Origin of the sequence: Pseudomonas sp. (genome assembly GCF_050739995.1) — a bacterium.
Lineage (GTDB): Bacteria > Pseudomonadota > Gammaproteobacteria > Pseudomonadales > Pseudomonadaceae > Aquipseudomonas.
In genome coordinates, this window is record NZ_JBOICG010000572.1 from 1 (window position 1) to 13,166 (window position 13,166).

At 62.0% G+C, this 13,166-nt stretch carries 10 protein-coding genes; all 10 read left to right on the plus strand.

Annotated features, from left to right (window positions below; translation table 11 throughout):
* Positions 1–381 (plus strand): ABC transporter permease subunit (locus ACRESD_RS19105; RefSeq protein ID WP_431752331.1); only part of this gene is annotated, 381 nt, incomplete at its 5' end.
* Between the two features lie 2 nt (positions 382–383).
* Positions 384–1,163: an amino acid ABC transporter ATP-binding protein gene (locus ACRESD_RS19110; RefSeq protein ID WP_431752332.1), complete on the plus strand. Its 780-nt coding sequence runs from the start codon at positions 384–386 to the stop codon at positions 1,161–1,163.
* A 54-nt stretch (positions 1,164–1,217) separates the two neighbouring features.
* The gene (locus tag ACRESD_RS19115; protein ID WP_431752333.1) at positions 1,218–2,828 is read left to right on the plus strand and encodes a gamma-glutamyltransferase family protein; all 1,611 of its coding nucleotides are present in this window, start codon (positions 1,218–1,220) and stop codon (positions 2,826–2,828) included.
* 875 nt (positions 2,829–3,703) lie between these two features.
* A complete protein-coding gene (locus tag ACRESD_RS19120; RefSeq protein ID WP_431752334.1) occupies positions 3,704–6,097 on the plus strand; it encodes a TonB-dependent receptor plug domain-containing protein in 2,394 nt (797 codons plus the stop codon).
* A gap of 25 nt (positions 6,098–6,122) precedes the next feature.
* Positions 6,123–7,088 carry an amino acid ABC transporter permease gene (locus ACRESD_RS19125; protein WP_431752335.1) on the plus strand — a complete coding sequence of 322 codons (966 nt, stop codon included), beginning with the start codon at positions 6,123–6,125 and terminating at the stop codon, positions 7,086–7,088.
* Positions 7,081–7,854 (plus strand): amino acid ABC transporter ATP-binding protein, encoded by a 774-nt coding sequence (locus ACRESD_RS19130; protein ID WP_431752336.1) that lies wholly within the window; start codon positions 7,081–7,083, stop codon positions 7,852–7,854. The genes ACRESD_RS19125 and ACRESD_RS19130 overlap by 8 nt, the downstream gene beginning before the upstream one ends.
* Positions 7,855–7,872: 18 nt before the next feature.
* On the plus strand, positions 7,873–8,796 hold the full coding sequence (locus tag ACRESD_RS19135; RefSeq protein ID WP_431752337.1) for an ABC transporter substrate-binding protein: 924 nt from the start codon (positions 7,873–7,875) through the stop codon (positions 8,794–8,796).
* A gap of 11 nt (positions 8,797–8,807) precedes the next feature.
* Complete coding sequence (locus ACRESD_RS19140) at positions 8,808–10,391, plus strand: flavin monoamine oxidase family protein (protein WP_431752338.1); 1,584 nt, start codon at positions 8,808–8,810, stop codon at positions 10,389–10,391.
* An 11-nt stretch (positions 10,392–10,402) separates the two neighbouring features.
* Complete coding sequence (locus ACRESD_RS19145; protein WP_431752339.1) at positions 10,403–10,825, plus strand: RidA family protein; 423 nt, start codon at positions 10,403–10,405, stop codon at positions 10,823–10,825.
* A gap of 125 nt (positions 10,826–10,950) precedes the next feature.
* Complete coding sequence (locus tag ACRESD_RS19150; RefSeq protein ID WP_431752340.1) at positions 10,951–13,101, plus strand: phosphocholine-specific phospholipase C; 2,151 nt, start codon at positions 10,951–10,953, stop codon at positions 13,099–13,101.
* Positions 13,102–13,166 lie beyond the last annotated feature (65 nt).

Consider the following 13,166-nt stretch of genomic DNA (forward strand, 5'->3'; position numbering starts at 1 on the left):
GGCCAGTACGAAGCCGGGCGGTCCCTGGGCATGGGCTTTGCCAAGCTGATGCGACGTATCGTGCTGCCCCAGGCGTTTCGTGTGATCGTGCCGCCACTGGGCAATGAGTTCAACGTGATGCTCAAGAACACCACTCTGGTCAGCGTGATCGGCGTGCAGGAGTTGCTGCTCAGTACCCAGATGGTCACCTCGGCGACGTTCCGTGTGTTCGAATTGTACCTGGTGGTCGCCATCTACTTCTTGATGCTCACCACCCTGTGGGGCTTCTTCCAGCGTTGGCTAGAGGCGCGTTTCGGCCAATCCGACCGGCCTGGCGCGCCGCCTCCCGCGTCCAGCCGCCTGTTCGGGAGCAGCACCTTGAAACTGCTGAGGGGACGTTAACCATGGCGCACAAAAGTGAAGAACTGATCATCGAGACCCTGGACCTGCACAAGTCGTTCGGCGACCTGCAGATTCTCAAGGGCATCTCCCTGCAAGTACGGCGTGGAGAAGTAGTGGTGCTGATCGGCGCTTCGGGTTCGGGCAAGACCACCTTCATTCGCTGTATCAACCTGTTGGAAGACATCCAGGGCGGGCGCATCCGCGTCAACGGTCGTGCGATGGGCTATCGCGAACGCAGCGACGGCAGCCTGGTGCGCGATTCGGAGCGCAATATCGCCCGCCAGCGCCGCGATATCGGCATGGTGTTCCAGCGCTTCAACCTGTTCCCCCACATGACCGCGCTGGAAAACATCATCGAAGCACCCATTCACGTGCTCGGCACACCGCGTGCCGAAGCCCTGGAACAGGCCCGTGGCTTGCTGGCGCGGGTGGGGCTGGCGGACAAGGCCGGTCATTACCCATCGATGCTCTCGGGCGGCCAGCAGCAGCGGGTCGCCATCGCCCGAGCCCTGGCGATGAAACCCCAGGCCATGTTGTTCGACGAGCCCACCAGCGCCCTCGACCCGGAAACCGTCGGCGAAGTGCTGCAAGTGATGAAGGAGCTGGCCGAGGAGGGAATGACGATGGTGGTGGTCACCCACGAAATGGGTTTTGCCCGTGAAGTGGCGGACCGTGTGGTGGTGCTCGACCAGGGTGAACTTATCGAGCAGGGGCCGCCGGAGCAGATTTTCAGCCACCCCAGCCATCCCCGTACCCGGGCCTTTCTAAGCCGCGTGTTATGACCTGGAGCCGGGTCGAGCCCGGCCAATGAATCCTTGTGTGGACGAGTCCCTGCCATGTTGAAATTTTCTGCTCACGAGTACCCCTATCCTTCGCAGCGCCAGAGCGTGTTTGCCCGGCGCGGCATGGTGGCGGCCTCCCAGCCCCTGGCTGCCCAGGCCGGTATCCAGGTCATGCAAAAGGGCGGCAACGCCATCGATGCCGCCATCGCCACGGCGGCCGCGTTGACCGTCGTTGAGCCCACCGGTTGCGGGCTGGGGGGCGATGCGTTTGCCTTGGTCTGGTGCAAGGGCCAGTTGCATGGCCTGAACGGTAACGGTCATGCGCCGGCGGCCTTGAGTATCGAGGCGGTCAAGGCGGCGGGGCATGACCAGATGCCGTTGTACGGTTGGACGCCGGTTACCGTGCCCGGCTGCCCATCGGCCTGGGCCGAGCTGTCACAACGCTTCGGCCAATTACCGTTTGCCGAGTTGCTGCAACCGGCGATCAGCCTGGCACGCGAAGGCTTCCCGTTGTCACCGGTGGTTGCCCATCAATGGCAGGCTGCGTTGGACGAATTCACCCCTCATCGCGATGCGGTGCTGAACGCCTGGTTCGACACTTACCTTATCGACGGCCGAGCGCCACGGGCTGGGGAGATTTTCCGCAACCCGGCCCAGGCCCGCACCCTGGAAGAACTCGCTGCCACTCGTTGCGAAAGCCTGTATCGCGGCGCCCTGGCTGATCGCCTGGACGCCCACGCCAAGGCCAGTGGCGGCTACCTGCGCGCCAGCGATCTGAAGGATTACCGCGCGCAGTGGGTGGAACCGATCCATATCAACTACCGAGGCGTGGATGTCTGGGAGATCCCGCCAAGCGGCCAGGGCCTGGTGGCGCTGATGGCGCTGAAAATCCTCGAAGGCTTCAGCTTCGATCACCGCGATAGCCAACAGACCTGGCACCGTCAGTTAGAGGCGATGAAGCTCGCCTACAGCGATGGCCTGCATCACATCACTGACCCGCTGCACATGCGGGTGGCCGTCGCTGACCTGCTCAGCGACGATTACATCAGCCGTCGCCGTGACCAGATCGGTGAACACGCCCAGCCACCCAAGCCCGGCGATCCCCACGCCAGCGGCACGGTGTACCTGGCCACGGCTGATGCCGAAGGCAACATGGTCTCGTTCATCCAGAGCAACTACCACGGCTTCGGTTCTGGCGTTGTATTGCCCGACAGTGGTATTGCCCTGCAAAACCGTGGACAGGAATTCAGCCTCGATCCAACCCACGCCAACTGCCTGGCGCCGGACAAAAAAACCTTTCACACCATCATTCCTGGTTTCCTTACCAAAGACGGCCAGGCTCTTGGCCCGTTCGGCGTCATGGGGGGGTATATGCAGCCCCAGGGGCATGTGCAGATGGTGATGAACCTCGTGGACTTCGGCCTCAACCCCCAGGCGGCCTTGGATGCGCCGCGTTGGCAATGGCTGGGCGACATGAAGGTGGGCATCGAGCAGGGTGCCTCCCGTGATCTGGCCAATGCTCTGGTACGGCGTGGTCATCAAGTGCAGATTGCCAGTGACCTCACGGACTACGGGCGTGGGCAGATTATCCTGCGTGATGCGGTCAGCGGGGTGTTGTGTGGTGGTACTGAGCCCAGGGCGGATTCGCACATTGCGGTTTGGTGATCGTGGCTAGGGGCGGGTTGCCTGTGACGATTGAGGGGGGGTGTACATATCCGTTGCTGCGGTAACGGCGGCTGGCGGTTCCGCTCTTACAGCGGGTCACTTTTGGAAAGGCCTGTATGGACCGGACACATGGTTGACGGGGCGATTCCAGATCAAAAGCCAAAGCGCGGCGGCCTTAAAGCCGACCGGATTCTGACTGTCGACCTCGGTCAAATGTGGGAGCTGGCTTGCCTGCGATGCGGACACCTCGGTGAATCAGGCATATCCGGCTGATGCTTTTGCAGGCAAGCCAGCTCCCACAGAAAAGCACATCTAACTCGGCTCTGGCTTTGTTTTTGATCTTGATTTTGATCTTAGGCCCCCCAAATCAATGTCGGATTCCGGGCACACCGAGCGTGAGCGAGGTGCCGAGTGTTGGGGCAAGAGCCCTTTGGTTACGTTGGGGCTTTTCCAAAGTGATCCGCTGTAAGAGCGGAACCACCAGCCGCCGTTACCTGAATAACGGATATGCCCCCAATCCAACTCACAAAGAAACATTCCAAATAAGAATAAATATTTTCACAAATAATAAAATTAGAGAATATTAGCTTATACCAAAACAGCATTATATTTTTGAAATCCATTCCGTTATGTTTGGACTCAACAGCCTACCCCTGACCCCGGATGGTACCCAGCGTGATTCAGATTCCGCGCACCATGCCAGGGTGATCAACCCCTGAGCCCGCCGCGAATCGTTGGAAGGGAGCTCACCCCATGTTGCCGATTCAACCCCCGCGCCACACCTAGCCCAAACCGCCGACACACCGCCTGACACCACGCCGTCGCCACGACCGCGTGACTGCCCGACCTCGCGATTTGGACATGCTGGAGTGGACATGAAGCAAACCTTACCCCCCACCGCCGCGCTGGCCCTGGCCCTATTGGCCAACACCGCGCAAGCCCAGGACGACAACACCCTGTCCACCGTCGTCGTCACCGGCAACCGTGGCGCCGAACAGCGCACGGTCACCAGCAGCCCGGTGCCTATCGACGTGGTCAGCGCCAAGCAATTGCAGAGCACCGGCAAGCCCGGCCTGATGGAAGCCTTGAGTGCCGTGATCCCATCGCTCACCCTGCCGGAAAAAACCGGCTGGGACGCCAGCGGCATTGCTCGCGCGCCCAACTTGCGTGGCCTGAGCGCCGCCGAAGTGCTGGTACTGGTCAATGGCAAGCGCCGCCATACCAGCGCCACGCTGAACATCAACGGAATCAACACCGGCGCCGCCCCGGCCGATCTCGACTTGATCCCCATCAGCGCCATCGACCACGTAGAAGTGCTGCGCGACGGCGCTGCCGCCCAATACGGTTCCGATGCCATCGCCGGCGTGATCAATGTGATCCTCAAGGCCGACACCAACGGCACCTCAGTAACCAATGTCGGCCAGGGTTACGACGGCAAGAAACAGACAGTGCAGCAAAGCCTCAACAAGGGCTTCGAGATCGGCGACGGCGGTATCGTGCAACTGGCGCTGGATGCGCGCAGTCAGAACGATGACAACAAAGCCAGCGCCAACGGCTACACCTACGAGCAAGCCTATGGACTGGCGGGCAAGACCACCTACGGCGGCTACGGCACGCCCAAGACCAACCTGCTGACCCTGGGCTACAACGCCGAGTTGCCCATCGATGACAGCCTCAGCCTGTACTCCTTCACCACCTATTCGCGACGCAAGGCAGAGCAGGGTCAGAACTTTCGTCTGCCGACCATCACTAACACCATCACCACAGGGCCCAATGGTTACCCGGCTGGTTACACACCCACTTGGTACATCGACGAGAACGATTTCCAGGCCGCGTTCGGTGGTAAAGGCACCGTCGGTGAATGGAACTGGGACTTGTCCACCACCTACGGGCGCAACGAAGCGGAGCAGGGCACGACCCATAACCAGAACCCGTCCCTGGGTGAAGCCACACCGAACAGCTTCACTTCCGGTACCTGGATTTCCACTGAACTGACCACCAACCTGGACTTCAAGCGCGGCTTCGACATCGGTCTGCAAAAACCGCTGGATCTGTCCTATGGCTTCGAGCATCGACGCGATACCTATGAAGTGCAGGCCGGTGACTACGCGTCCTATGCCAACGGCGGCTACTGCGTGGCACCGGGCAATTGCGCGTCGTCCGGGGCGCAAGTCACCAACGGTATATCGCCGGATGAGGAAAGCAGCGCCTCGCGCAACAGCCTGGCCAGTTATGTCGACGTGGGTTTCAACCCGCTACCGGACTGGTACGTCGGTACAGCCTTTCGCTATGAGCATTACAACGAAGGCGTCGGCGCCACCCGCAGCGGCAAGCTGACCACCCGCTACGACTTCACCCCACAATTCGCCGTGCGCGCCACGGTGAGCAATGGCTTTCGCGCGCCGTCCCTGGCCAACAGCCTGTTCAGCGCGCGCTCCACGACGTATGGCGTGGTCGATGGCGTGTACCAGTCGATCAACTACGGCGTACTGCCGGTGGGTTCGGCGGCGGCCAAGGCCTTGGGTGCCCAGGATCTCAAGCCCGAGCGCTCGACCAACTTCAGCCTCGGTTTCACCTTCACGCCCAGCGACCGCTTGAACTTCACCGCCGACGCCTACGTGATCAACCTGCGTGACCGCATCACCCTCACTGGCACTTTGCTCGGCCCTGAAGTCACCCAGGTGTTGCAGAGCAACGGCATCAACTCCACCTCCGGCGGCCAGTACTTCATCAACGGTGCCGACACCCGCACCAAGGGCGTTGATCTGGTCAGTAACTACAGCCAGGACCTCGGCCAGTTCGGTTCGCTGAAATGGACGGCAGCGTTCAACTGGAACCAGACCAAGATCCTCAACTACAAAGCGTCCACCGACATCCTCGGTACTTCGTATGACCTGATGGACCGTCAGGCCCGCGGCTTGATCACCGATGTGCAACCCAAGACCAAGCTGATCCTGGGCGGCGACTGGAGCATCGAGCGGTTCAACCTCAACCTGGCCTTGACCCGCTACGGCTCGTACAAAGAGGTCAATTCCTCGGCCAACCGCGACCTGGACCGGGTCTACAACGCCCGCTGGATCACCGACCTCGACCTTGGCTACAACCTCACCAAAGCCCTGAACATCGCTGTCGGCGCCAAGAACCTGTTCGATCTCTACCCCAAGAAGCAAGGCGTGCCGAGCAGCACCATGCTCGCCAGCTACGGCACCTATTCGCCCTACGGTTTTACCGGTGGGTACTACTACACCCGTTTGACCTACGCCTTCTAACGCCTGCACGAGCGAGGAACAGAACATGCCTATCGTCGCCAAATCCTATGACCTGATAGATGAAATCAGCCCGGTTCGCCAGGCCCGCATCGCCACACCGATCAAGGCCCTGCAGGTGGTGCCTGCCCGGCACCCCTGGCGCTGGGCCGGGTCGATTTTTGCCGCATTGGTGTTGCTCGCCATTGTGCATTCCCTGGCCACCAACCCACGCTGGGAATGGGGTGTGTTCGGCCAGTGGTTCTTCTCGCCATCGGTACTGCGCGGCCTGGGCCAGACGCTGTTACTGACACTGCTCAGCACCGTGTTCAGTGTCATCCTCGGCACCGCGCTGGCGTTGGCGCGGTTGTCAGGGTCGCCGTTGCTGGCGGCTTTGGCCTGGGGTTACATCTGGTTTTTCCGCTCGATGCCGGCGCTGCTGGTGCTGATCATCCTCTACAACTTTGCGTACCTCTATGACCACATCGTGCTCGGCGTGCCGTTCACCGAGGTGGTGTTCGCCGAATGGTCGACGGTGGATGTGCTCAGCCAATTCACCGTGGCGGTGCTGGGCTTGAGCCTGATGCAGGCGGCCTATGCGGCAGAGATCATTCGCGGCGGCCTGATCGGTGTTGACGCCGGCCAGCATGAGGCCGCCGCAGCCTTGGGGTTGCCCACTTCGCGGCGGATCTTCCGCATCATCCTGCCCCAGGCGCTGCGCTCGATTCTGCCGTCGGGGTTCAACGAGATTATCGGCCTGGTCAAGGGCACCTCCATCGTCTACGTGCTGGCGTTGCCGGAGCTGTTCTACACCGTGCAGGTCATCTACAACCGCACCCAGGCGGTGATCCCGCTGCTGATCGTGGCGACAGTGTGGTACCTGATTATCACCACTGTGCTCACCAGCGCCCAGTATTACGTCGAGCGCTACTTTGCCCGGGGCACCGCCCGCGTACTGCCACTCACGCCGTTGCAGCGTCTACGCGGCTGGTTCAAGGAGAAAACCCATGGCTGAAGCACGCGTCGGGCGCATTCAGATCCAGGGCGTGGGCAAGCGCTTTGGTAACCAGCAGGTCTTGCAAGACATCGACCTGACCATCGACCCCGGCAAGGTCACGGTGATCCTTGGGCCCTCCGGCTCGGGCAAATCCACCTTGCTGCGCACCATCAACCACTTGGAGAAGATCGACAGCGGGCATATCACCATCGACGGTGAATACGTTGGCTATCGACGCAAGGGTGATCTGCTTTACGAGTTGAAAGAGCGCGAGATTCTCAAACGGCGCATCGACGTAGGTTTTGTATTCCAGAACTTCAACCTGTTTCCACATCTCACCGCCTGGGAAAACATCGCCGAGGCGCCCCTGGCCCACCAGCGTTGGAGCAAGGCCGAGGCGCCAGCCAAGGCGGCGCAGCTGTTGGCCAAGGTCGGCCTGGCGGACAAGGCCGATGCCTACCCGCGCCAGCTCTCCGGTGGCCAGCAGCAGCGGGTCGCCATTGCGCGGGCCCTGGCGCTGGACCCCAAGGTGCTGCTGTTCGACGAGCCCACCTCGGCCCTCGACCCGGAGCTGGTGGGCGAAGTGCTCGATGTGATCAAGGGCCTGACCCAACTGGGGGTGACCCTGGTGATCGTCACCCATGAGATCGGCTTTGCCCGCGAAGTGGCTGACCACGTGGTGTTTCTCTGCGACGGCCAACTGATCGAAGAAGGCCCGCCCGAACAGATTTTCCGCCAGCCCCGACATCCCCGCACCCAAGCCTTTCTCGGCAAAGTGCTTTAGTTCAAGGAGTGACTGCCCATGTTCATCAATACCGCCCGTGTGGCCTTGCTGACGCTCGCCGTCGGCACCGCACACACCGCCTACGCCGTGCAGCAGGTCGACCTCAGCCCCGACCGAGTGCGCATCCATGTCCCCCGTAACGAAGCGGCCATCGCGCAGATTCCGCCGGGCTTCAAGTTCGCCCAGCCGGGCAAGTTCACCGTGGCTGTGTCCGGTGTGGCGGGGCCACCGCTGGCGCTGCTGGCCAACGACGACAAGACCACCATCGGCAGCGAAGCCGACACCGCACAGCTTGTCGCTGATAGTTTGGGCCTGCAACTCAACGTGGTGCAGACCAGTTGGGAGGATTGGCCCCTGGGCGTCAGCTCGGGCAAATATGACGCGGTGATCAGCAACGTCACCGTGACCGAAGCGCGCAAGAAGCGTTTCGACTTCGCCACTTATCGCCAGGACGTGCTCGGGTTTTATGTGAAGAGCACCAGCAAGATCAGTGAAATCAAACAGGCCTCGGGCATTGCCGGGCTGAAGATCATCGTCGGTTCCGGCACCAACCAGGAAAAGGTCCTGCTGGCCTGGAACGAGGCCAATGAGAAGGCCGGTATCAAGCCTGCGCTGCTGCAGTACTTCGACGACCAGGCTGCCGCGCAACTGGCGGTGCAGTCGGGGCGCAGCGATGCGTTGTTCGGTCCCAACTCGGTATACGCCTATTCCGCCGCGATCACCGGTGGCATCAAGCGTGTCGGCACCGTGAACGGTGGCTGGCCGTTGCAGGCGGATATCGCCGTGACCACGCGCAAGGACAACGGTCTGGTCAAGCCGATCCATACGGCGCTGGAGGGCGCGATTGCCGGTGGCCAATACGAGCAGGTGCTGCAGCGATGGGGGCTGGATGTAGAGCGCGTCGATAAGTCGCTGATCAACCCACCGGGCCTGCCGGACTAGGAGCTTTGACCATGGGACTGACACGACGTGAAGCGCTGTCGAGCATTGCTGCCGTGGGCGGCGAGAAAGCCGTCAAGGATGCACTGGCGGTTTTGGGCCTGGGCCCTTCGTCGCACCGCCGTCCGCAACCGCTGAAACTCAAGGACGGCCTGGGGCACGGCACTCGTGTGCTGGTGCTCGGCGCCGGCATCGCCGGGCTGGTCACCGCCCTGGAACTGAGCCGTGTCGGGTTCAATGTGCAGTTGCTGGAAGCGCGGGATCGGGTGGGCGGCCGCACGTGGACGATCCGTAACGGTGACCGCGTGGACTACAAGGACGGCCGTACGCAAACGGCCGCGTTTGACCCAGGCCATTACTTCAATGCCGGCCCCGCACGGATTCCCAGCCAGCACCGCACGATACTCGACTATTGCAGTGAGCTGGGCGTGCCGCTGGAAGTGCTGGTCAACAGCAGCCATGGCGCCCAGGTGCGCCCGGACCTGCAACAGCCGGCGTTCACCGTCGGCCAGGCGATCAATGATGCGCGTGGACATTTGTCCGGTTTGCTGGCCAAGGCCGTGCAACGGGATACCCTCGATGATGTGTTGAGCGGCGAAGAGCGCACCCGGTTGCTGGCGTTCTTGCAAGTGTATGGCGACTTGTCACAAGCGCTGGTGTTCGAGGGCACCCTTCGTTCCGGACACCTGGAATCACCGGCGCATCCCGGCGCCTTGCCCGCCAGCCGCAGTCCGTTGTCGCTGGATCGGCTCCTGCATCCGGAACTGTGGGGCGCGTTGTTGCACACCGAATTCCCGGAGTTCTCGGCCACCATGTTCCAGCCCGTGGGCGGCATGGACCGCATCACCGAGGCCTTCTACCAACGTGTGCGCGGGCAGGTGCAACTGGGTGCCCAGGTGCGGCAGATCCGCCAGCTCGAAGATGGCGTGGCGGTGACCTACCACGACTCATCCAGCGGGCGCGAGCAGGTGGTGCGCGCGGATTACCTGGTCTCGACCTTGCCCCTGCCGCTCCTGGCCAAGCTTGACACTGACTTCAGCGACCCGATCAAGGCCGCTTTGCGCAGTACCCGCAGTGATCAGGCCACCAAGGTCGCGTGGCAATCGCCGCGCTTCTGGGAGACCGATTACCGTACCTACGGTGGCCTGTCCTGGATCGATCATCCGGCGCGGCTGCTGTGGTACCCGAGCAATGACCTCAACACCCGTGAAGGTTTATTGGTGGCCGGTTACGTGACCGGGGAGGGGGCCGACGTGTTTGGCGCACAGCCATTCGCCACGCAATACGCCACATCAAAAGAGGCGGTGGAGTGGCTGCATCCGGGTTACTCCAAACACCTGCGCCACCCGCTGGCGGTGTCGTGGGAACAGATTCCCTACAGCGAAGGCCCGTGGCTGCAACGGGAACATTTCCCGGCCGACGCCAGCGCCTTGCTGGAGCAACCCCACGGCCGCGTGTATTTCGCCGGCGACGGCCTGGTGCAAAGCGGTGTGGGCATCTGGCAGGAATCGGCGGCCAACTCGGCGCGTCATGTGGTCGGGCAACTGGCCGAGCGGGTGACTCAACAACGACAGCGAGCGGCAGTGGCCGCCTCATAAGGAGCAACACCATGAGCGACAGCATTCAACGCACCAGCGTCGGCGATTTCCCGATCTCGCAGACGGTTACCGTACCGGCTTCGGCGAGCCTGGTTTTTGTCAGTGGTACCTTGCCCGATCTCGTCGATCCGAACGTTCCAGGCGTCTATGGCAATACCGAAATACAGACGGTTTCGGTGTTCAATAAAATCCGCCACATCCTGCGTCAACAAGACCTGGACCTGGGCGATATCGTGCAGTTGCGCGTCTTTCTGGTGGGCGCCGAGGAAACCGACGGCAAGCTGGATTTTGCCGGATTGCAGCGCGGCTACACGCAGTTCTTCGGCACACCGCAGCAGCCCAACAAGCCCGCGCGTACGGCGTTGCAAGTGGTGGCGTTGCCATTGCCAGGGGCGTTGGTGGAAGTGGAGGCGATTGCCGCCAGGACGGTGTGATCCATCTAGGCTGTTCACGGTCCGGTACATGACCGTGAATAGCGTATGTCATGTCTTTGTCGCTTACAGTCCCTACCTTGTCCGGAGCGTTTTCTCTCACGAACCTCAAGGGATTGAATAGTGCTATGTCGACTCTTACCCGCCGAACCCTGCTGAAGGCCGCCGCCATCGGCTCTGCCTACACCCTGCTGCCCGACTCCATTCGCCAGGCTCTGGCGATACCCGCCAACAACCGTACCGGCACGATCATGGACGTGGAACATGTGGTCATCCTGATGCAGGAAAACCGTGCGTTCGACCACTACTTCGGCACCTTGCCTGGCGTGCGCGGCTTCAGTGATCGTTTCACGATTCCGCTGGCAGGCGGGCGCAGTGTGTGGGAGCAGCAGGGCAAGGGACGGCGGGTGTTGCCGTATCACCTCGACAGTTCGCAGGGCAACGCCCAGCGGGTCAATGGTACGCCGCACTCTTGGGTGGACGAGCACGCTGCCTGGGGCAGTGGCCGCATGAACGCCTGGCCGACCTACAAGACCAACACCTCGATGGGTTACTACCGCGAGCAGGAGTTGCCGTTCCAGTTCGCCCTGGCCAACACCTTTACCTTATGCGATGCCTACCACTGCTCGGTCCACGCCGGCACCAACCCCAACCGCCTGTTCCATTGGACCGGCACCAACGGCCCGACCGGTGCCAACGTCGCCGCGGTGGTCAACGAATGGGATGGCCCGGGCGCGGTGAGCGTGGGGTACACCTGGAAAACCTACCCTGAACGCCTGGAAGAGGCGGGCGTGAGTTGGAAGGTCTATCAGTTCTTGCCGGACAACTTCGGCGACAACCCTTTGGCCGGTTTCCGCCAGTTCCGAGCGGCGAGTGTCGCGGCCGGCAACCCCGCCATCCCCCCGAAAGACTTCAAGAATTTTGTGCCCTACAGCGATCAGCTCAACGCCCGCGTGCCGCTGTACAAAGGCAACGGCAACACACTGCCGTCCGCCAACGGGTCGGACCTGGAAGCGATCATCCAGGGGTTTCGCGACGATATCCAAAACGGCCGCCTGCCCCAGGTGAGCTGGCTGGTCGCGCCAGCCAATTACTCTGAGCACCCCGGGCCTTCCAGCCCGGTGCAGGGCGGTTGGTTCACCCAGGAGATCCTCAAGGCACTGACCGACAACCCTCAGGTCTGGAGCAAGACGGTGTTGCTGGTCAACTACGATGAGAACGATGGTTTCTTTGACCATGTCCCCTCTCCGTCAGCCCCGTCCAAACGTGTGGATGGCAGCTTTGCCGGTAAGTCGACGGTGAAGTTCGACAGCGAGGTGTTCACCCACCCGGCACCGCCCGGCTCCACTCAACAGCCTGCGCCCGACGGTGGCGTCTACGGGCCAGGCCCACGGGTGCCGATGTTGGTGCTGTCGCCCTGGAGTCGTGGTGGTTGGGTCAATTCCCAGGCGTTCGATCACACCTCGGTGCTGCAATTTCTGGAGAAGCGTTTCCAGGTACGCGAACCCAATATCAGCGCGTGGCGTCGTGCGGTGTGCGGCGATCTCACGTCGGCGTTCAACTTCGTCAACCCCAACACCGAACTGCTACCACCGCTGCACACCACTACCCGGCAGGCTGCGGACTTGCTGCGCCAGCGCCAGGAGCAGCTGGCTCAAGTGACAGTGCCAGCGGTGGGCCGGCAACAGACGCCGCATCAGGAGCCCATGGCTCGGCCCTCCCGCGCGTTGCCGTACCAGTTGAATGTCGGGGGGACGGTTGACCGTCGCGCCAGTTCGCTGACCCTGAACTTCTTCAACCATGGTGAGCAGGGCGCGGTCTTCCACGTCTACGACCAGCGTCGCTTGGAAGAGATCCCACGGCGCTACACCGTGGGCGCCGACAATAACCTCAGTGACACCTGGGCAATCGCGGGCGGCTATGACCTGTGGTTGCTGGGACCGAATGGCTTTCACCGCGCTTTCAAAGGGGATTTGCTACGTCGCGAGCCCGAGTTGTCGGTGGCCTATCAGGGCGACAGCCTGCAACTGACGATGATCAACCCCAGTAAGTGCCCGGCCTCGATCACGATTGAGCGTTGCCCTTACACCCAGCAAGGGCCTTGGCAGGTTGAAGTCGCCCCGGCCAGCTCCCAGCAACGCACCTTCTCGCGCCAGCCGAGCGGTGGTTGGTATGACTTCACGGTACGCAATGAGCATGGCTGGGTTCGCCGAGTGGCGGGGCGGATCGAGACTGGCGCGCACAGCATCAGTGATCCGCTGATGGGGAAGCGGGGTTAACGATCATCTCCTGACGAGTGCGGCCAAATTTGTAGTGAGCGGGCTTGCCCCGCGCTGGGTGGCGA